Source organism: Streptomyces sp. NPDC050433, assembly GCF_044458565.1.
GTDB lineage: Bacteria > Actinomycetota > Actinomycetes > Streptomycetales > Streptomycetaceae > Streptomyces.
In genome coordinates this window covers 155,348-175,578 of the sequence record NZ_JBITIB010000017.1, presented here as the reverse complement: position 1 = coordinate 175,578, position 20,231 = coordinate 155,348, and the positions used below count along the sequence as shown (strand labels likewise).

13 protein-coding genes are annotated in these 20,231 nt (G+C 71.7%); 8 read left to right on the top strand and 5 right to left on the bottom strand.

Going from position 1 to position 20,231, the window contains the following annotated elements:
* Positions 1-56 precede the first annotated feature (56 nt).
* Entirely contained in the window at positions 57-1,028 is a 972-nt protein-coding gene (locus ACIBLA_RS22065; protein ID WP_399199540.1) for an oxygenase MpaB family protein, read from the top strand.
* Entirely contained in the window at positions 1,010-3,310 is a 2,301-nt protein-coding gene (locus ACIBLA_RS22060) for a serine/threonine-protein kinase (protein WP_363244925.1), read from the top strand. The genes ACIBLA_RS22065 and ACIBLA_RS22060 overlap by 19 nt, the downstream gene beginning before the upstream one ends.
* A gap of 24 nt (positions 3,311-3,334) precedes the next feature.
* Here the strand turns inward: ACIBLA_RS22060 and ACIBLA_RS22055 are convergent, their stop codons facing one another.
* Together ACIBLA_RS22055 and ACIBLA_RS22050 are read right to left on the bottom strand one after the other, a co-directional pair.
* A complete protein-coding gene (locus ACIBLA_RS22055) occupies positions 3,335-7,726 on the bottom strand; it encodes a hypothetical protein (RefSeq protein WP_399199539.1) in 4,392 nt (1,463 codons plus the stop codon).
* Positions 7,723-8,145: a hypothetical protein gene (locus ACIBLA_RS22050; RefSeq protein WP_363244923.1), complete on the bottom strand. Its 423-nt coding sequence runs from the start codon at positions 8,143-8,145 to the stop codon at positions 7,723-7,725. Before ACIBLA_RS22050 ends, ACIBLA_RS22055 begins: the two co-directional genes overlap by 4 nt.
* Positions 8,146-8,277: 132 nt before the next feature.
* Here ACIBLA_RS22050 and ACIBLA_RS22045 point away from each other — a divergent pair, with 132 nt between their 5' ends.
* On the top strand, positions 8,278-9,867 hold the full coding sequence (locus tag ACIBLA_RS22045) for a phytoene desaturase family protein (RefSeq protein WP_399199538.1): 1,590 nt from the start codon (positions 8,278-8,280) through the stop codon (positions 9,865-9,867).
* Between the two features lie 35 nt (positions 9,868-9,902).
* Here ACIBLA_RS22045 and ACIBLA_RS22040 read toward each other — a convergent pair whose 3' ends face one another.
* Positions 9,903-10,604 (bottom strand): DUF6882 domain-containing protein, encoded by a 702-nt coding sequence (locus ACIBLA_RS22040; RefSeq protein WP_399199536.1) that lies wholly within the window; start codon positions 10,602-10,604, stop codon positions 9,903-9,905.
* 44 nt (positions 10,605-10,648) lie between these two features.
* Positions 10,649-12,469, bottom strand: coding sequence for a serine hydrolase (locus tag ACIBLA_RS22035; protein ID WP_399199535.1), 1,821 nt, complete (start codon positions 12,467-12,469; stop codon positions 10,649-10,651).
* A 138-nt stretch (positions 12,470-12,607) separates the two neighbouring features.
* Between ACIBLA_RS22035 and ACIBLA_RS22030 the strand changes: the two genes are divergently transcribed.
* Both ACIBLA_RS22030 and ACIBLA_RS22025 read left to right on the top strand, forming a co-directional pair.
* Positions 12,608-13,714 carry an ionic transporter y4hA gene (locus ACIBLA_RS22030; protein WP_363244919.1) on the top strand — a complete coding sequence of 369 codons (1,107 nt, stop codon included), beginning with the start codon at positions 12,608-12,610 and terminating at the stop codon, positions 13,712-13,714.
* A 61-nt stretch (positions 13,715-13,775) separates the two neighbouring features.
* Positions 13,776-15,290, top strand: a complete 1,515-nt coding sequence (locus ACIBLA_RS22025; protein ID WP_399199534.1) for a fatty acyl-CoA synthetase — start codon at positions 13,776-13,778, stop codon at positions 15,288-15,290.
* 51 nt (positions 15,291-15,341) lie between these two features.
* Here ACIBLA_RS22025 and paaK read toward each other — a convergent pair whose 3' ends face one another.
* Positions 15,342-16,628, bottom strand: a complete 1,287-nt coding sequence (paaK, locus tag ACIBLA_RS22020; protein ID WP_363244917.1) for a phenylacetate--CoA ligase PaaK — start codon at positions 16,626-16,628, stop codon at positions 15,342-15,344.
* 286 nt (positions 16,629-16,914) lie between these two features.
* Between paaK and ACIBLA_RS22015 the strand changes: the two genes are divergently transcribed.
* The 3 genes from ACIBLA_RS22015 to ACIBLA_RS22005 all read left to right on the top strand — a co-directional run bounded on the left by ACIBLA_RS22015 (position 16,915) and on the right by ACIBLA_RS22005 (position 20,184).
* Complete coding sequence (locus ACIBLA_RS22015) at positions 16,915-17,157, top strand: DUF397 domain-containing protein (RefSeq protein WP_363244916.1); 243 nt, start codon at positions 16,915-16,917, stop codon at positions 17,155-17,157.
* 67 nt (positions 17,158-17,224) lie between these two features.
* Positions 17,225-17,725 (top strand): hypothetical protein, encoded by a 501-nt coding sequence (locus ACIBLA_RS22010; protein ID WP_189105770.1) that lies wholly within the window; start codon positions 17,225-17,227, stop codon positions 17,723-17,725.
* A 128-nt stretch (positions 17,726-17,853) separates the two neighbouring features.
* Positions 17,854-20,184 carry a glycosyl hydrolase family 95 catalytic domain-containing protein gene (locus ACIBLA_RS22005; protein ID WP_399199546.1) on the top strand — a complete coding sequence of 777 codons (2,331 nt, stop codon included), beginning with the start codon at positions 17,854-17,856 and terminating at the stop codon, positions 20,182-20,184.
* Positions 20,185-20,231 lie beyond the last annotated feature (47 nt).

The window sequence follows — 20,231 nt, the reverse complement described above, 5'->3', positions numbered from 1 at the left end:
CGCTACTTTCGCACACGGCCTAACCTGGGCAGTCCGGCCGACAGCGGAGGGGAGCCATGGTGAGACGCGTGGACGGCAACAGGGACGGCGACCCCGGTCTCTTCGGCCCCGACTCGGTCACCTGGCAGCTGCACGGCGACCCGATGATGTGGATCGCCGGCGTCCGCGCGCTCTACCTCCAGGCCCTGCACCCACGCGCCGTCCGCGGCGTCATACAGAACAGCGACTTCCGCAGGGACGCCTGGGGACGGCTCAGGCGTACGGCCAACTTCGTCGGCACCATCAGCTACGGCACCACCGACGCCGCCGAGAAGGCCGGCGCCCGCGTCCGCCGCGTCCACACCCACTTCAAGGTCACCGACCCGGAGACGGGCGAGCGCTACGGCGTCGACGAACCGGACCTGCTGCTCTGGGTGCACTGCGCCGAGGTCGACTCCTACCTGCACGTCCTGCGCCGCTCCGGCCTCCCCGTCACCGACGCCCAGGCCGATCTCTACATCGACGAACACCGCGAAGGCGCCCGCCTCGTCGGCCTCGACCCGGCACTCGTACCCGCCAACAGGGCCGAACTCGCCGCGTACTTCGAACGGGTACGACCCGAGCTGGCCGCCGGCCCCGACGCACGGGAGGTGGACGACTTCCTGCGCCGTCCCCCCGTACCCCCGCTGCTCGTCCCCGTCCGCGCTCTGCTGTGGCGCCGGGTCTCCGCGCTCGCGTACGACTCACTGCCCGGCCACGCCCATGAGTTGTACGGCAGACCCGCCCCCGCACCGCGACGGGTCACCCGCCGTCTCCGCGTCACCGGGGCCGTCCTGCGCGCCGTCCCCGGTTGGCTGCGCCGCCGTATCCCACCCGGCCACATCAGAGGCGCGATGGCCAGGCTCGGGCGCGAGACCCGCCCCGGTCCACGCCAACTCAGGAGACAGGCTGCCAAACTCCGCAGACGGACGGCCATACTGGACGGGCCGGGGAGGGCGCAGAAGCGAGGCGACGGGGGCGACAGCGGGCGATGGCGGAAACGAGTCTGATCCAGGGCCGGTACCGGCTGCTCGATCTGATCGGGCGCGGTGGCATGGGCGAGGTGTGGCGGGCCCAGGACGAATCGCTCGGCCGGCACGTCGCCGTGAAATGCCTCAAGCCGCTCGGCCCGCAGCAGGATCAGTCGTTCACCCGCGTACTGCGCGAGCGGTTCCGCCGCGAGGCGCGTGTCGCCGCCGCCCTCCAGCACCGGGGCGTCACCGTCGTCCACGACTTCGGCGAGCACGACGGTGTGCTGTATCTGGTGATGGAGCTGCTCGAAGGGCGCAATCTCAGCCAGCTCCTGGAGGACAACGGGCAGGGCCCGCTCCCGGTGCCGGACATCGTCGACATCGCCGAGCAGGTCGCGGACGCGCTCGCGTACACGCACGAACAGGGCATCGTCCACCGGGACCTGAAGCCCGCCAACATCATGCGGCTGACCGACGGCGCGGTGAAGATCTGCGACTTCGGCATCGCGAGGCTCGGCCACGACATCGGGTTCACCTCCAAGCTCACCGGCACGGGCATCGCCATGGGCACCCCGCACTACATGTCGCCCGAGCAGATCGGCGGCGGCGCGGTGGACCATCGCAGCGACCTGTACTCGCTCGGCTGTGTGCTCTACGAGATCGCCACCGGCGCCCCGCCCTTCGATCTGGACGACGCGTGGGCCATCCTCGTCGGGCACCGGGACACCGCGCCGCGACCGCTGCGCAGCCACCGGTCCGAACTGCCCGGCTTCCTCGACCGGATCGTCCTGGACCTGCTGGCCAAGACACCCGACGAGCGCCCGACGGACGCCACCGCGCTGCGGCACCGGATCATCGCGGCCCGGTCCCTGTCCGGTGGCCGGGAGGGGCGCGAGGGCCGTCCGCCGGTCCAGCCGCCGATGCTCGCGCACCCGCCGTCGTCCGGCGGCTCCACGTCCCACGGGCACGCCGCCGCCGGCCCCGACGGGCGGGGCGCCCGGCTGCCCTCCTGGACGTACGGCATGACCGTCGGCCACAAGGCGACCGGCGCCACCGGGCTGCGGATCACGCCCCCCGACCACACGGCGGGACTCACCGGCGAGTGGACCACCCCGTCGGGGCCGGCGGGCGCCATGACCGGCGGGTACGCGCGCCCCGAACGCCCCACGCCCTCACCCGAACACATCGCCGTGCTCAACAGCAGACACAACGCGGGCCTCAGCCTCGGCAGGCTCGGCCGCTGGGACGAGGCGGGGGAGGTGCACCGCTCGGTCGCGGCCGAGCGGGAGCACGCGCTGGGGCCCGACCACCCCGACACCCTCTCCAGCCGTTACGAGGTCGGGTTCACGCTCAGCAGGACCGGCCGCACGGCCGACGCGCTGCGGGAGTTCGTCCGCGTCACCGAAGGCCGCGAACGGGCGCTCGGCCCCGACCACCCGGAGACGCTGGCCGCGCGGCAGGAGACGGCGTACGTGCTGGGGCAGCTCGGCCGGCACTTCGAGGCGCACGAGGTGTACGCGACGGTGCTGGCGTCCCGCGAACGCACCATGGGCGCCGATCATCCCGACACCCTGCGCTGCCGCCACAACCTCGCCTTCAACCTCAGCCGGCTCGGCCGGATCGAGGACTCGTACCGGATGGCGCTGGAGGTGGCGACGGCGCGCACCAGGGTGCTCGGCGCCAACCACCCCGACACGCTCGTCACCCGTTATGAGGTCGCGTACGCGCTCGGCATGCTCGGCCGCTGGACGGAAGCGCTCCAGACGTACCACGAGGTCGCCGTCGGCCGCGCCCACGCCCTCGGCGGCGACCACCCCGACAGCCTCGCGGCGCGTTACGAGGTCGGCATCAGCCTCGGCCGGCTCGGCCGCAGCGACGAGGCACTGGAGCTGTACCGGGGCCTCGTCGACGACCGCACCCGCGTGCACGGCCCCAGCGACCCGGAGACGCTGCGCGCGCGGCACGGGCTGGGGGTGAACCTCGGCCGGCTCGCCCGCTGGGAGGAAGCCCTCGTGGAGTCCCGCGACGTGTGCGCGATCCGCGAACGCGTACTTGGCCCCGACCACCCGGACACCCTCGTCAGCCGTCGCGAGGTCGCCGTCGGACTGGGCTGGCTGGGCCGCTGGGCCGACGCGCTGACGGTCTACCGCCGGGTGGCGGAGTCCCGCGAACGCGTCCTCGGCCCCGACCACCCCGACGCGCTCGCCAGCCGCAACGACGAGGCGCACTGTCTCGAACAGCTCGGCCGGGGCGGTGAGGCGGTGGAGCTGTACCGCCGGGTGGCGGCCCTGCGCCAGCAGCGCGAGGCGGGGCGGTACTGAGGCCCGCCGCCACCGCTGCGGCCGTCAGGACGGGCAGGTCTGCCGGTACGACAGGCCCGGTACGTACCGCTTCCACTCCTCCTCGGTGAGACCGCCCCCGGCGACGGCGCAGGCCCGCCCGATGGTGTCGGCGCTGATGGCGGGGAGGTCGTTCAAGTCCCACAGAAGGACGTTCGTGCCGTCGGAGCCGAGGAGGTGGCGTCCGTCGGGGGTGAACTCCACGGTCTCGACGCCCTGCGTGAGTTGGGTGAGAACAGCGGCCTGATGGGGCCGGCGTCGTTCGCCGACCGCCCACAGCACGATGTCACCGTCCGAGCCCGCTCCGGCGAGCAGATTCCCCTTCGGGTGGAACGCGAACGAGTTGAAGCCGTCGTCCGGCCCGTCGATGCCGGCGATCTCGCGGGGGTGCTTCGGGTCGCCGATGTCCCACAGCAGTACAGCCTTGTCGGAGTGGTCGGTCGCCAGAGTCCTGCCGTCCGGCGCGAAGGCGGCCAACGGCCCGGCGGACGGGACCTCGACCAGCTTCCCGGCCGCGTTCCCGTCCCACAGGTTGGTGCCGATCTGTGAGGGCAGGGCGAGCAGCTTGCCGTCGGGGCGGAACTGCGGCGAGCGGGAGAGGCCGGCGTTGGAGAAGGACCCTCTTCCACGGGGACGGTCAAGATCCTCGACGTTCCACAACGTGGCCGAGCCCGTGAGGAAGATGCCGTCGGTGGCGACGACGGTCGTGCCGCGGGGGGAGAAGGCAAGCGAGAAGATCTCGTTCGGTCGGCGTACGGTGGCGGCCCGGCGTGGGCGGGAGGGGTCGGTGAGGTCCCAGAAGATGACGGCGCCGGAGGCGTCACCGCTGACCAGCGCCTTTCCGTCCGGGCTGAAGGACACGGCCCGCACACCCTTGGTGTGACCCTTCAACGAGGCGACGCGCGTCGGCTTGAGCGGGTCGGTGAAATCCCAGAGGTCGACGACTTCCCTGGCCCCGCCGGTCGCGAGCAGCTTGCCGTCCGGGCTGATGTCGACCCCGGAGACCCCGCCTTCCTGGCCCAGCGCCTTGACCGCCCGAGGGCCGCGCGTGGTCACGTTCCAGCGGATGACCTCGTTGCCGGTCGTACTGACGAGTTGCCGGCCGTCGGCGCTGAAGGCCACCGAGTCAACGGTGCTCCCGTGCTCGTTGAGGGTCAGCGCCTTCGAGGGGTTCGCCGGGTCCGTGAAGTTCCACAGCACCACGGTTTTGTCGACGCTGCCGGTCGCCAGGACCTTGCCGTCCACGCGGAAGGCGAGGTCGGTGACGGATTCCTTGTGGGCGTTCCAACTGCGCTCCCCGCGAGGCCTGGCGGGTGTCGAGACGTTCCACACCTCGACGGTGATGCCGTCCGCCAGGACCAGCCGCCGGCCGTCCGGGCTGAACGCGAAGGTCTCGCCCCTGCCGTCGAAGCGGTTCAGCCGTTTCAGCCGGGTTGGCTCGGTCATGTCCCAGAGCGTCACTCCCGGCCGGTGCGTGATCGAGTCCTTGTCCGGCGGATCCTCGGACGCCATGGTCCTGCCGCTGGCCGTGGCGAGCGTCCTGCCGTCGGGGCTGAACTCGATCCGACCGTTGTCGTAGAGACCACGCCGGACGGCGAGCGTCCGGGGCCGGGTGGCGTTCCGTACGTCCCACAGGACCAGGGCTCCGAAGGCAGTGTTGCTCTCCCACCACCCCACCGCGCCGAGCGTCCTGCCGTCGGGGCTGAACCGTACGGCCTCCACCTCCCCGTGCGGCGTGGTCACGCGCAGTGTGGTGATCCGGTCCGGCGGCGTGGTCCCTCGCAGCTTCCACAGACCGACGGTGCCGTTCTCACAACCCACTGCCAGGGTACGGCCGTCGGGGCTGAACGCGAGGGCGGAGAGCTCGTCCTGGCAGGCGGTGAAGGCCGCGAGCCGCCGCTGCTCGCCGGGTACACGGACGTCCCACAGCAGGACGCGCCGCCCGTCGTCCGCGTCGTCGACGGCGAGCGTCGCACCGTCCGCGCTCTGCGCCACGGTGAAGTTCAGCCGCCGGGACAGGTGCGTACGACCCGCGAAAGGTGTCTGCGCCAGGGTGTCGAAGAGTCCTGCGCGAGCTTCCGCCGACGGCTGGAGGCGGTATGCGGCGACGCCGAGGCGCAGCGCGGTCTGCGGCTCCTCGGCGCGCTGGTTCACGGCCTCCGCCCGAAGCGCCCGGTAGGTGGCGAGGCGCCGCTGGGAGTCGGCGGTGCCGCGCTGGTCGACGGCGATCAGTGCGGCGGTCACGGCCAGGCACAAGGCGAGCGCGACGCCGCCCAGCGCCAGCTTCAGCCGCCGGACACGCCGCAACTCCAGTGCGCGTTCCGCCCCTTCGGCGACCACGCCCTCCGCCAGGAACTCCCCGTCGACGTCACGCCGGGGCCGGTCCCGCTCCAGCAGCTCCAACGCGCTCCGCAGACGGGTGCCGCGATACAGGAACGCACTGTCGCGCCCGGACTCCAGCCAGGCGTCGGCGTCGTCGGCGATCTGCTGACGCAGTATCAGTTCCGCCCGGTCCTCGTCGATCCAGCGGCGCAGCCGCGGCCAGGCGTGCAGCAGCGCCTCGTGGGACATCTGCGCGCTGTCCTGGCTGATGGTGACCAGCCGTGCGGCGACCAACCGGTCGACCAGATCGCTGTCTTGAGGCCGGAGCAGCAGCGTGTCGAGAGGGATACGGCGGCGTACGGCGTCCCCGGAGCCGTCCGCCGCGACATGCACCATGCGCAGCAGCAGTTCGCGCAGCGCCGCGCGGCCGGCCTCGTCCAGGTCCTGATACAGCTCCTCCGTCGTGGTGGTGACGGCCCGCCAGATCCCGCCGGTGGTCTCGTATCCGGCGAGTGTCAGCGTCGCGCCGCTGCGGTTCAGCCAGGTCGCGCGCAGCGCGTGCGCCAAGAAGGGCAGGCCCGCGCGCCCGCCCTGGCGCAGGTCGTGCAGCAGCCTGTCGGTGAGACCGGCCTGCAGCGTCAGACCGGCGGCCTGTGCCGGGTGCTCCACGGCGGCACGCAGATCGTCCGTGGTCATCGGCGGCACGGTCAACTGGCTGACGGCGAGGGCGCGGACGAGTTCCGGGTGGTCGAGGCAGCTGCCGTAATGGTCGGCGCGCAGACTCACCACGACGCGCGGTCCGTCGGGCCGTCGCCGCGTGAGGACGGAGATGAAGCGTGCCCGCTCCTCGTCGTCCCGGCACCGGGTGAAGATCTCCTCGAACTGGTCGACGACCAGCAGCCGGCAGGGCCGCCGGCCGGGGAGCGGCGGTGGCAGGCGGTCTTCGTCCAGCGCGGCGCGCACCTCGTCCTCGGGACGTCCGGTGTACCCGGCCCACAGCTCGGCCAGTTGACGCAAGGGGTGCGGTCCGGGTGCGGGCAGCAGAAGTACGGGCCAGGCCTCGCGCTCGCTCCTCAGGCGGGCGATGAGCCCGGCGCGCAGCAGCGACGACTTGCCGACACCGGACGCGCCGACCAGGACCAGCGGGTCCGGCCCCGACAGCGGATCCGGCCCGGACGCCTTCACGGCGGCCAGCAGATCGTCGGTGAGCGCGTCACGGCCGTGGAAGTAGCCGCTGTCCTCGGCGCGGAAGGACTCCATGCCGGGATACGGGCAGGGCACATCGGCCGGCGGATCGTCCTGCGGAGCGGTGGCGGCGCGGTAGGCGGGGTTGCGGGCGAGCACCAGGTCGCCGAGCGTTCCCTCGCTCCGGCGGTGCGGGCGGGCGGGGTCGTCCCTCAACTCCCGGTCGAGAGCGGCGTGGACGTGGTCGAGGGTGAGCAACGGCGGCCCTGCCGGGTCGCCGTCCTCCAGCAGGCCCAGCAGCCGCCCGGTGAACCGGGTGTGCCGCTCGCCTTCCGGCGCGTACGACAGGTCGTAGTACGAGGCGGAGCTGAGCAGGAAGCTGCCGCGTGGCCCCACCGCGACGAACGGGTTGGCTCCACGGCCGCCGCCGGGCACCGACGCCCGCCCCGAGAAGCAGCAGTCGAGGATGACGGCGCTGCCCTCGGCGGCCCCGCCGAGCAGGCCCTTGAGGACGTGGTACGAGACGGCTCCGCCGATCTCCTCCGTGGACCGGCTCGTACGGGTGGCCAGAAACAACTCGTCGCCCGGTCCGAGCAGTCCATGGCCCACGTAGTGGAACAGGACCGGGCCGGTCGCCCCGGCCACGACGTGCTCGACGGCGGCGACGACGTCCGAGGAGCCGGCGTCGGCGGCGACCCGGTGGACGCGTTCGGCCGGCATCCCGCAGACGTCCCGCAGCACGCGCTCAAGGTCGTCGAGCGTCGTGTCGACGGACGGGAGGTCCCGGAGGGCCGAACCGGGCGCGTGGCGGCCGGTTCCGACGAGGATCGCGTGCGTACCGGGCGCGGCGAGCCCCTGACCGGGCCGGGTCCCGCCCGATCCGGCGGTCACGGGGCGGGCGGTCCGTCGCCGCGGGCGGGCGTCGCGTCGCTGCCGGGGTCGTCCGGCGCCGGGACCACCTCGGCGGCCAACTGCCTGGCGAGCGTGGCCGTCTCCTGGGCGTCCAGCCCGCGTACCCGGTCCGAGGAGACCGTGATCTCCGTACCGTCGGGCCGGGTGATGGTGATGGTCTGGCTGCCGCGCCGGGTCTGCGCCCAGGCGACGACCGCCCCGGCGAACACCGCGGCCACCCCGCCGGGGGCCAGCAGCGCGATCAGCGCGTCGGCCGCGACACCCATGGCGCCGGCCGGCAGATCGCCTCCGCCACCGGCCCGGATCCGGCCGCGCAGACGCGGATCCTCACTCAGCCATTGCCGTAACTCGTGGATGTGGGGCCCGTCTTCACCCTGGACCGTGATGACTGCGCGCATGTCATGCACCTTACGGTTCGGGGCTCGGGTATGACCTCCGGATTGATGTGAACTGACGTGATCCGACCGATCACCCTGGTGGGCGGGGCCCCGCCGGGTCCCGTACCGGCGGCAAACGTGTTACCAAGAGCCATGCCCGCACTCCTGTCTCCCACCCATGCCTCCTACGACGCCGTGATCGTCGGCGGCGGCCACAACGGACTCGTCGCCGCCGCCTATCTCGCCAGGGCCGGGCGCACCGTCCTCGTCCTGGAACGCCTCGGCCACACCGGCGGAGCCGCCGTCTCCACCCGACCCTTCGCCGGCGTCGACGCCCGGCTCTCGCGCTACTCGTACCTGGTGTCGCTGCTGCCGCGGAAGATCGTGGACGAGCTGGGACTGCGGTTCGCCGTACGGAAGCGGACCGTCTCCTCGTACACACCGGCCGAACGCGACGGCAGGGCGACCGGACTGCTGGTGGGCGGCGTCGCCGGCCGTACGAGGGACTCGTTCACCGCCCTGACCGGAGGCGACGCCGAGTACGCGGCGTGGCAGTCGTTCTACGCCTCCACCCTGAAGGTCGCCGAGCGCGTCTTCCCCACCCTCACCGAACCGCTGCCCGAGCGCGCCGAGTTGCGGGCCCGGATCGACGACGAGGCCGCCTGGCGCATGCTCTTCGAGGAACCGATCGGCGTCGCGATCGAGGAGCGGTTCGCCGACGACCTCGTACGCGGCGTCGTCCTCACCGACGCGCTGATCGGCACCTTCGCCGACGCCCACGACCCGTCCCTCCTGCAGAACCGCTGCTTCCTCTACCACGTGGTGGGCGGCGGCACCGGCGACTGGGACGTGCCGGTCGGCGGTATGGGCGCGCTCACCGACGCACTCGCCGACGCGGCACGCGCGGCGGGCGCGGAGATCGTCACCGGCCACGAGGCGACCCGCGTCGAGACGGACGGCGGCAGCGCCGAGGTCACCTTCCGTACGGAGGCGGGCGACACCGGGAGCGTCGCCGCGCGCCACGTCCTGGTGAACGCGTCGCCGCAGGCGCTCGCCGGCCTGCTGGGCGAGGCCCCGCCCGCACCCGCCGCCGAGGGCGCCCAGCTGAAGGTCAACATGCTCCTGCGCCGGCTGCCACGGCTGCGCGACCGGAGCGTCGACCCGCGCGACGCGTTCGCCGGGACGTTCCATATCGCGGAGGGTTACGGGCAGTTGGCGACGGCGTACGAGGAAGCGGCCGGTGGCCGGCTGCCGTCGGCGCCGCCCTCCGAGATCTACTGCCACTCACTGACCGACCCGTCGATCCTGGCCCCCGAACTGGCCGCGCGGGGCTATCAGACCCTCACCCTCTTCGGACTGCACACGCCCGCGCGGCTGTTCGCCGAGGACAACGACGCCGTACGCGACGAACTGCTCAAGGCGACCCTGGACCAGCTCGACGCCCACCTGGCCGAGCCGATCGCCGACTGTCTCGCGGTGGACGGCGAGGGGCGGCCCTGTATCGAGGCGAAGACTCCTCTCGACCTCGAACGTGAACTGCGGCTGCCCGGCGGCCATATCTTCCACCGCGATCTCGCCTTCCCGTACGCCACGGCCGACACGGGCCGTTGGGGCGTGGAGACGGCGCACGCGAATGTCCTGCTGTGCGGCGCGGGCGCGGTACGCGGCGGAGGCGTCAGCGGCGTACCTGGACACAACGCGGCGATGGCGGTGCTGGAGCAGGGCCGGACCCCGGCCGGCTGAGCCCGGCCGGAGTCAGCGTGAGGTCTGCGTACGGTCTACCGGGAGACGTTCTTCATCTCGACGGACGCGACGCGCCCGGCGTCGTCGAACAGGACCTCGACCGTCGAGCCGCCGGGCAGGTCGGCGCTGATCCGGTCCGCCTCCTGACACCGAGTCACCCCGTGGTGGTCGAAGTACCCGGCCACCACGGCACGGGCCGAACTCCCGCCGAACAGGCCCGTGCCCGTCAGCAGCACACGCGGCAACGTGATGGCGTCGGGCACGGCACGCGGCACCTGCGGGTCGTCCGGCACCATGTACAGACGGCCTTCGGCGGAGGCCTGGACACCGATGTAGCCGGAGGCGCCGAGCGCGCCCATCGCCCCGAACGCGAGTGTCTCCACCGCGAAGCGCGGGTCGTCGAACGCCGACAGGTCGACCAGATCGGCCGTGAACTCAGGGATGCCGTGCGCCTCGCCGAGCCGCCGTATCTCGTCCGCCGCGCCGACGACGGGGGTTCCACCGAAGCCGGGGTTCGCCCAGCCCCACAGCCACGAGCCCTCGGTCGTGTCGAAGCTCCCCAGCACCGAGATCCGCAGATTGCGCTCCGCCTGACGGTAGAGGCGCTGGTCGAGATCGGCCGTCCACGGCCCGGTCGGCATGAACTCGTTGAAGGCTTCGAGCTGTTGGGCGCCCCAGGCGGCGTGCCGCTCGGTCGTCCGGAGGAAGGCGTCGCTGAAGGTGGTGGTCACAGTCACCCCGGAAACCCTAGGGGGTGGGCTTGGAACGCCCGTACCGGGGTTCAGTCGGCCGACACGCTCCAGCCGTCCAACTCGACTCGGACCGCGTCCCCGTGCCGCGAGTCGTCGAACACCGTACGGCTGCCGTCCTCGACCCGCAGTCCGTCCACGTAGACGCCACGGCCGACGTACGGCCCACCGGTCGCGTACCGCCAACGCAGCCGCACCCGTCGCCCGCGCCAGTCGGCGAGGTCCGCGTGGAGCCGGTGCCAGACGCGCCCCGACCAGCCCGATACCGAGCCCGTCGGATGCGGTGTGCCCGGCTCCTGGCCGGACTTGGTGGTCGTGAACGGGACCGGCAGCCACTCGGAGTCACCGCCGGACGCCTCCAGGACCAGCACGTCCGTGACGGGCTCCGTGTCCCACCACAGGGAGCAGCGCACCCGCGCCTCCCCGGCGGTGACGTCGACCGCGGGCAGTGTGAGCGTGGCGGTGGTGGCGGCCATCCCCGAGAACCACGCGGTCCGGCCCCGCGCGGGCGCCACGGGCACGGCGCGCGCCAGGTTGTCGGCGGCGGCGACCCGCGGCGCGCTGCCCGAGCGCCAACCACGCACCGGATGAATGGAGTTGCCGAGGACGACGAGGAACGAGTCGGTCGTCGGATCGAGCACGAGACTGGTCCCGGTGAAGCCGGTGTGCCCCGCCGTACGCGGCGTGGCCATGGCCCCCATGAACCAGTGCTGGTACAGCTCGAAGCCCAGACCGTGCTCGTCGCCGGGGAAGTCCGTGTTGAAGTCGGTGAACATCAGCTCCACCGACGCCGGCCGCAGGATCCTCGCCCGGCCGTACACGCCGCCGTTGAGGAGCGTACGGCCCAGGACCGCCAGGTCCCACGCGCACGAGAAGACCCCGGCGTGACCGGCGACACCGTCGAAGCCGAACGCGTTCTCGTCGTGCACCTCACCCCACACGAGACCGCGGTCGAGCCCCGACCACGGCTGCCGGCAGTCCTCCGTGGCAGCGATCTTCGGCTTCCACGACGCGGGCGGGTTGAAGCGGGTGCGGTGCATGCCGAGGGGAGCGGTGATCTCCTCCCGCAGCAGGACGTCCAGGGCGCGCCCGGTGATCTTCTCCAGGACGAGCTGAAGGGAGATCAGATTGAGGTCCGAGTACCGGTAGACGCTGCCCGGCGGGCTCGTGGGCGCCTCGTCCATGAGCCGTTGGAGCATCCGCTCGCGCGTCGGCTCCCGGTAGAGCGGGATCCAGGCGGCGAAGCCCGAGGTGTGCGTGAGTAGTTGACGGACCGTCATGTCCTGCTTGCCCGCGCCGCCGAAGTCCGGGAGGTACGCGGCGACGTGCTCCTCCAGGGCCAGCGCCCCCCGCTCGATCTGCTGCACCGCGAGGATCGACGTGAACAGCTTGGAGACGGACGCCAGGTCGAAGACGGTGTCCTCGGCCATCGCGATCTGCCGGTCGGCCGGGAACTCGACACCGGTGTCGGTCGCCTCGTCGTACGCCGAGTAACGCACCGCCTTGCCGATGGGCCGGTGCAGCGCGACCGTGCCACCGCGCCCGGCGAGCAGGACGGCGCCCGCGTACCAGGGGTGCTTCGGCGACGGCGCCAGGAACCGCTCGGCGTCCCCGACCAGCCGCTCCAGCGGACCCGGCAGCAGCCCGGCGCGCTCGGGGGAGCCGCGCCGCAGCGTGGGCGAGGGCCGCCCGGTACCCGAGCCCGCGGGGCCGGGTGACCCCGCCCCCGCGCCTATGGCGGTGGCCGCGTCGGCGAACGGGATCGGCGCCAGCGCGAGCGCACCGCCCAGCGCCAGCATCCCCCCGCCCAGCCTCCGCCGGCTGATTCCGCCGCCCGCCGTGTCCCCGCTCATCCGGCACACCCCTCTGACGCTCCGTCCGAAACCGTCCGCCGCCCGAGGTTACTGGCACCGGCCCCGCTTCGGACCGGTCCACGAGGGTGCCGGCTGCTCACCGCGCGGTCACCAAGCACCTCTGGCAGCGTGAGGCGTATGACGACGCGTACCGGGATCCGATCGCTGTGGTCCCGCTGGACCGAAGTCGTACCGCTGCTCGCCCTCGTGGCGCTCGTGCTCAGCTGGGGGCGCGACCTGCCGGGCTACGCGGTCGCCCTGGTGGCGCTGCTCCTGGCGGGCGCCGTACTCGCCGCCGTACACCACGCCGAGGTCGTCGCGCACCGGGTCGGCGAGCCGTTCGGCTCACTCGTGCTCGCCGTCGCCGTCACCGTCATCGAAGTGGCGCTGATCGTCACCCTGATGGTCGACGGCGGCGCCAAGAGCTCCACCCTCGCCAGGGACACCGTCTTCGCCGCTGTCATGATCACCTGCAACGGCATCATCGGCATCTCCCTGATCGTCGGTGCCCTGCGCAGCAGGGTCACCGTCTTCAACGCCGAAGGCTCGGGCGGCGCGCTGGCCACCGTCGCCACACTCGCCACGCTCAGCCTGGTCTTTCCGACCTTCACCACGAGCAAACCGGGGCCCCAGTTCTCCACCGCGCAGCTCACATTCGCCGCGATCGCCTCCCTCGGGCTCTACGGACTGTTCGTCGCCATGCAGACGGTCCGGCACCGCGACTACTTCCTGCCCCTCACGCAGGAGGGCGAGATCAAGGAGCTGGACGACCACGCGCCGCTGCCCACCCGGCGCGCGACGACCCTGAGCGCGATCATGCTCGTCGTGGCGCTGGTCGCCGTCGTCGGCGACGCGAAGGCGGTGTCGCCGACCATCGAGTCGGGCGTGGAGTCGGCGGGGATGCCGCACGCCGTGGTGGGAGTCGTCATCGCCCTGCTCGTCCTGGCGCCGGAGACCCTGGCCGCCGTCCGGGCCGCCCGCCGTGAGCGGGTCCAGACCAGCCTCAATCTGGCGCTCGGCTCGGCCATGGCCAGCATCGGGCTGACGATCCCCGCGATCGCGCTCGCCACCATCTGGCTGGAAGGACCGCTGGTCCTCGGCCTGAACGCCACTCATATGGTGCTGCTCACCCTCACCGTCGTCGTGGCCGCGCTGACGGTCGTGCCGGGGCGGGCGACCCTGCTCCAGGGCGGCGTCCACCTGGCGGTCTTCGCGGCGTTCGTCTTTCTCGCGGTGAGCCCTTAGCGCCTCGGGCCCGCCGACGCAGGGGCTTGACCGGCCCCGTGACGGCACGGAGTATCACGCCATGAACGCCGAGGAACGCGCCGTCAGGGAACTGCTCCACAACACCGTCGACGGCGTCGTTCGCCGTAGCGCCCGGCGGGTCCCCGACCGCACCGCGGTCGGATACGCCGACCGGAGCTGGACCTACGCGGAGCTGGACACCGCCGTATCGACGGCCGCCGCGGTCCTGCGCGGACACGGACTCCAGGACGGCGACCGCGTCGCCACCTACGGCCACAACTCTGACGCCTATCTGATCGCCTTCCTCGCCTGCGCGCGGGCCGGGCTCGTCCATGTACCGGTCAACCAGCACCTCACCGGCGACGACCTCGCGTACATCCTGGAGCAGTCCCGGAGCACCCTCGTGCTCACCGACCCGGCGCTCGCCGACCGCGTCCCGCCGGGTGTCGCCGTCCGCGCGCTGCGCGACACCGACGGCTCGCTGCTCGCCGCGCTGGCCGTCCCGGAGCCGTACGACCCCGACCGCGACCCCGACGACCTGGCGCAACTGCTCTACACCTCGGGCACCACCGCGCTGCCGAAGGGCGCGATGATGACGCACCGGGCGCTCGTGCACGAGTACGCCAGCGCCATCGACGCGCTGGATCTGCGGGAGAGCGACCGGCCCATCCACTCCCTGCCGCTCTACCACTCGGCGCAGATGCATGTGTTCCTGCTGCCGTACCTGGCCGTGGGCGCGGAGAACGTCATCCTCGACGGGCCCGACCCGACGGCCGTCTTCGACCTGGTGGAGGCGGGACGCGCCGACAGTCTCTTCGCGCCGCCGACCGTATGGATCGGCCTCTCCAACCACCCGGACTTCGCCACCCGTCAACTCGGCGGACTGCGCAAGGCGTACTACGGCGCCTCGATCATGCCGGTGCCCGTCCTGGAGCGGCTGCGCGCACGGCTGCCGTCGCTGGCCTTCTACAACTGCTTCGGGCAGAGCGAGATCGGCCCGCTCGCCACCGTCCTCGGCCCCGAGGAGCACGAGGGCCGGATGGACTCCTGCGGGCGCCCGGTGCGCTTCGTGGAGGCGCGGGTCGTGGACGAGGACGGCAAGGAGGTCCCCGACGGGACGGCGGGCGAGGTCGTCTACCGCTCGCCGCAGCTCTGCGCCGGCTACTGGCAGAAGCCGGCGGAGACGGCGGAGGCGTTCCGGGACGGCTGGTTCCACTCCGGCGACCTCGCCGTGCGTGACGCCGACGGCTACTACACGGTGGTCGACCGGGTGAAGGACGTCATCAACTCCGGTGGTGTGCTGGTCGCCTCACGCCAGGTCGAGGACGCGCTGTACGCGCATCCCGGCGTCGCCGAGGCCGCGGTGATCGGTCTGCCGGACGACCGCTGGATCGAGGCGGTCACGGCTGTGGTCGTGCCGCGCGGCGAGGTGACGGAGGCCGTACTCCTGAACCACGCGAGGGAGAAGCTCGCGCACTTCAAGGCGCCGAAGAAGGTGCTGTTCGTGACGGAGCTGCCGCGCAACGCGAGCGGCAAGATCCTCAAGCGCGAGCTGCGCGACCGGTTCGCCGGGTGACCGGCGTGGGCACCGGACGGGGCTTCCCACCGGCCGAGGCCGTCGGCCGGCTCAGGGCGTCCTGAGGTCCACGATCCGCTTGATCTTGCCCACCGACCGCTCCAGCGTCTCCGGGTCCACCACCTCCACCTCCACCGAGACCCCGATCCCGTCCTTCACGGCCGTCGCGATCGCCCGCGCGGCGGCCGTACGCTGCTCGGCGGTCGCCCCCGCCCGCGCCTCCGCGCGTACCGTCAGGGCGTCCATCCGTCCCTCGCGGGTGAGCCGCAACTGGAAGTGCGGGGCGACCCCCGCCGTACGCAGCACGATCTCCTCGATCTGGGTCGGGAAGAGATTCACCCCGCGCAGGATCACCATGTCGTCGCTGCGTCCGGTGACCTTCTCCATCCGCCGGAAGACCCGCGCCGTGCCCGGCAGCAGCCGCGTCAGGTCGCGGGTGCGGTAACGGATCACCGGCATCGCCTCCTTGGTGAGGGAGGTGAAGACCAACTCGCCCTCCGCCCCCTCGGGCAGCACCTCACCGGTGAACGGATCGACGACCTCCGGGTAGAAGTGGTCCTCCCAGATGTGCAGTCCATCCTTCGTCTCGACGCACTCCTGCGCCACACCGGGGCCGATCACCTCGGAGAGGCCGTATATGTCGACCGCGTCGATCGCGAACCGCTCCTCGATCTCCCGCCGCATCTCTTCCGTCCACGGCTCCGCCCCGAAGATGCCGACCTTCAGGGAGGTGGTCCGGGGATCGACGCCCTGGCGCTCGAACTCGTCCAGCAGCGTCAGCATGTAGGAGGGCGTCACCATGATGATCTCGGGCCGGAAGTCCGTGATCAGCTGGATCTGGCGGGCGGTCATGCCGCCGGACGCCGGGACGACGGTGCAGCCGAGCCGTTCGGCACCGTAGTGCGCCCCCAGCCCGCCGGTGAACAGGCCGTATCCGTACGCCACATGGACCTTCTGGCCGGGCCGGCCGCCGGCCGCCCGGATGGAGCGGGCCACCACGTCGGCCCAGGTGTCCAGATCCCCCTGCGTGTAGCCGACCACGGTCGGGCGGCCCGTGGTGCCGCTGGACGCGTGGACGCGCCGGATGTCCGCCTGGTCGACGGCGAACATCCCGAAGGGATAGTGGTCCCGCAGATCGGACTTGGCGGTGAAGGGGAAGCGGGCGAGGTCGGCGAGCGAGCGGCAGTCGTCCGGCCGCAGCCCGGCGGCGTCGAACGACTCGCGGTAGAACGGCACGTTCTCGTACGCGTGCCGCAGCGTCGCCCGCAACCGCGTGAGCTGCAACGCTTCGAGTTCGTCCCGGCCGAGCCGTTCCCCGGCGTCCAGCAGAACCGTCATGGCTGACTCTCCGACTCTTCCGTACCGGCCGGGGACACCCGGACGACCGATCATTCGGTTGATCTTGTTCCCGCCCAGTAATCCAGCCCTCCGGACGGGCGTCAAGACTCAGGGGTCCGGGGCCGTCACTCCCGTGACCGACCGGGTCGAACGCCCGTCCGGCGGTCATCGCGGGCCCAACCGGCCACCACCCCAAGGGGGTTGAGGCCGTCCGGTGCAGCGGCCTGTGCGGGACCGGAAACGATCGATAGGCTGACCCCGGACGACGAACCGGGAGGAGCGGGACGTGGCTGAGAGCACCACCGCCCAGCAGCCGCTGGCGGGCTGGGACAAGCCGGAGCTGGACCTGAGCAAGGCTGACTGGCGGTCCAGCAGCCAGGGCACGGGAGACGTCCAGATCGCCTTCGTCGAAGGGTTCATCGCGATGCGCAACGGCGGTAAACCCGGGAATCCCTCACTGATCTTCAGCCCCGCCGAGTGGCGGGCCTTCGTACTCAACGCCCGCGAAGGGGAGTTCGACCTCACCTGATCGCGCCCCGTGGCCCGGGGGCCGAGGCCCTGTCCGGCGGGGTCCCGCGGAGACGTACCATGGCCGCATGTCCTTCCTCCGCCGCCGCAGCGCCGCCACACCCGCGGGCCCGGACTTCGACGTCCTGGCCATGGACCCGGGTGACTGGCCCGGCAATCTGGGCGCCGGCCTGCTGCCCGCCCCCGACGGCAGCTGTCAGGGTGTCTTCCTGAGGTACGACCTGTTCGGCGGACGCGGCCCGGCGATGATCATTGGCAATCTGCCCGAGGGGTCACCGGCCCGCGAGCTGGAGGACGGCCAGATCCCCTTCGAGGTCGCACAGCTGCTGATCGCCCTGGAGAACGAGGAGCAGGTCGACGTCGTCAGTACGGAGGACGTGCCGGTCATGCAGGGCGACAACCTGCTGATCGTGCGCCGGCTGAAGCTCTCCGAAAGCCGTATCGCCTGCGTGCAGTTCGACCGCAGCGACAACGTCCTCGTCACCATCGCCAGCTGGGACCGGCCGATCACCGATGATCTCTACGCGCTGCTGAAGCCGCTGCCCGCAGAACTCTTCCAGCAGGGCTGAGCCTCCCACCCCACTGCCTCGCGGCTTGAAAATTGTCTGCCGCGAGGTTTTGTCATGTGCCTTGCCAATTCAGTCATCGGACTTTTAACGTCTGCCGCATGACTCAGGGCATCACCCGCAGAACCACGATGAAGTCCGCACTCGGCGTAACCAGTGCTCTCGCGCTGGGTGTACCTGCTCTGGCCGGTAGGGCCGCAGCCGCCGACACCTCCGATGAATTGACACTCTGGTACGCGAAGCCCGCCGCCAACTGGGAACGCGAAAGCCTCCCCATCGGCAGCGGCGCGCTCGGCGCCGGCGTCTACGGAACGCTCGCCTCCGAGCGCCTGGTCCTCAATGAGAAGACGTTGTGGACCGGCGGCCCCGGCGCGCCCGACTACGACCACGGCAACTGGACCAGCCCGCGACCCGGCGTGCTGCGCGGGATCCAGGACCGTATCGACGCCGAGGGGTCCATGACCCCGGAGGACGTCGTGGCGGAGCTGGGCCAGCCCAAGCACAACTTCGGCTCCTACAACGTCTTCGGCGACCTGCTGCTCGACGTCCCCGGAGCGCCCGGCGTCCCCGACGCCTCCTACCGGCGCTCCCTGAACATCGGTACGGCCCTCGCCACGGTCTCGTACGCCCACCAAGGTGCCACGTACACACGGGAGTTCTTCGCCTCCCACCCCGGCAAGGTCATCGCGGGCCGGTTCGCCGCCGACCAGCCCGGCAAGATCGGCTTCACCCTCCGCTACACCTCACCCCGCAACGACTTCACGGCCACGGCCAGCGGCGACCGGCTCACGATCCGGGGCAAGCTCCAGAACAACGGGCTGCTCTTCGAGGGCCAGATCCGGGTACGTACCCAGGGCGGCAGCGTCACCGCCGCGAACGACACCCTCACCGTCAGCGGCGCCGACAGCGCGTGGTTCGTCCTCGCGGCCGGCACCGACTACGCCGACACCTACCCCGACTACCGCACCGACGACCCCCACGGCGCCGTCACCGCCGCCGTCGACCGGGCGGCCGGCCGCTCCTACGACGACCTGCGCACCGAGCATGTCGACGACTACCAGGGGCTGTTCGACCGGGTGTCGCTCGACATCGGCCAGCAGCTGCCCGACTTGCCGACCGACCAGCTGCTCGCCCAGTACACCGGGGGCACGAGCGCCGCCGACAGGGCGCTCGAAGCGCTGTACTTCCAGTACGGCCGGTATCTGCTCATCGCCTCGTCACGGGCCGGGTCGCTGCCGGCGAACCTCCAGGGCGTGTGGAACAACGTCACCAACCCGCCCTGGGACGCGGACTACCACGTCAACATCAACCTCCAGATGAACTACTGGCTCGCCGAGGTCACCAACCTCGCCGAGACCACCGTGCCGTACGACAGCTACGTCGACTCGATGCGCGAACCGGGCCGCGTCACCGCGCGGGAGATGTTCGAGACGGCAGGCTGGGTGGTGAACAACGAGACCAATCCGTACGGCTTCACAGGCCTGCACACCTGGCCGACCTCGTTCTGGTTCCCCGAGGCCGGAGCCTGGCTCACCCAGCAGATGTACGACCACTACCGCTTCAACGCCTCCACCGACTATCTGCGCTCCACCGCCTTCCCCGTGATGAAGGAGACCGCCGAGTTCTGGCTCGGCTTCCTGCGGACCGACCCGCGCGACGGCAAGCTCGTCGTCAACCCGAGCTACTCGCCCGAGCAGGGCGACTTCACGGCCGGCGCGGCGATGTCCCAGCAGATCGTGTACGACCTGTTCACCAACACGCTGGAGGCCTCGGAGACCCTGGGCGACGACCCGAGGTTCCGCGGGCGACTGCGGCTGGCGCTGCGCGAGCTGGACCCCGGACTGCGTATCGGCTCGTGGGGCCAGCTCCAGGAGTGGAAGGAGGACCTGGACGACCAGAACAACGACCACCGGCATGTCTCGCACCTCTACGCACTGCATCCGGGCCGGCAGATCGAGGTCGGCACCGAATGGGCGGACGCGGCCAAGGTCTCCCTCACCGCCCGCGGTGACGGCGGCACGGGCTGGAGCAAGGCCTGGAAGATCAACTTCTGGGCGCGGCTGAGGGACGGCGACCACGCGCACAAGATGCTCACCGAGCAGCTGAAGAGCTCCACGCTGCCGAACCTGTGGGACACCCATCCGCCGTTCCAGATCGACGGCAATTTCGGCGCCTCCTCCGGTGTCGCCGAGATGCTGCTCCAGAGCCAGCACGGCCCGATCGAGGTCCTGCCGGCCCTGCCCGCGTCCTGGCCCGACGGCTCGGTCACCGGGCTGCGGGCACGCGGCGGCGCCACGCTGGACATCACCTGGGCGGCAGGGAAGGCGAGCCGCATCGTCCTCACAGCGAGCCGCACCGGCAATCTGACCCTGCGCAGCACGCTGCTGTCCGGCGGCGAGAAGACGTTCCGCGCCACGGCGGGCCGGACCTACGAATTCACAGCCGGCCGCGGCGGGCACTGACACCTCCCGGTCGCCCCGTCCGGCAGCGGCGGCAGCCGGGCGGGGTC

Bases quoted from the DNA above. Each gene is read 5' to 3' on its own strand.
- ACIBLA_RS22065 (WP_399199540.1), top strand. From the start codon at position 57: ATGGTGAGACGCGTGGACGGCAACAGGGACGGCGACCCCGGTCTCTTC.
- ACIBLA_RS22060 (WP_363244925.1), top strand. From the start codon at position 1,010: ATGGCGGAAACGAGTCTGATCCAGGGCCGGTACCGGCTGCTCGATCTG.
- ACIBLA_RS22050 (WP_363244923.1), bottom strand. From the start codon at position 8,145: ATGCGCGCAGTCATCACGGTCCAGGGTGAAGACGGGCCCCACATCCAC.
- ACIBLA_RS22045 (WP_399199538.1), top strand. From the start codon at position 8,278: ATGCCCGCACTCCTGTCTCCCACCCATGCCTCCTACGACGCCGTGATC.
- ACIBLA_RS22035 (WP_399199535.1), bottom strand. From the start codon at position 12,469: ATGAGCGGGGACACGGCGGGCGGCGGAATCAGCCGGCGGAGGCTGGGC.
- ACIBLA_RS22030 (WP_363244919.1), top strand. From the start codon at position 12,608: ATGACGACGCGTACCGGGATCCGATCGCTGTGGTCCCGCTGGACCGAA.
- ACIBLA_RS22025 (WP_399199534.1), top strand. From the start codon at position 13,776: ATGAACGCCGAGGAACGCGCCGTCAGGGAACTGCTCCACAACACCGTC.
- paaK (WP_363244917.1), bottom strand. From the start codon at position 16,628: ATGACGGTTCTGCTGGACGCCGGGGAACGGCTCGGCCGGGACGAACTC.
- ACIBLA_RS22010 (WP_189105770.1), top strand. From the start codon at position 17,225: ATGTCCTTCCTCCGCCGCCGCAGCGCCGCCACACCCGCGGGCCCGGAC.
- ACIBLA_RS22005 (WP_399199546.1), top strand. From the start codon at position 17,854: ATGAAGTCCGCACTCGGCGTAACCAGTGCTCTCGCGCTGGGTGTACCT.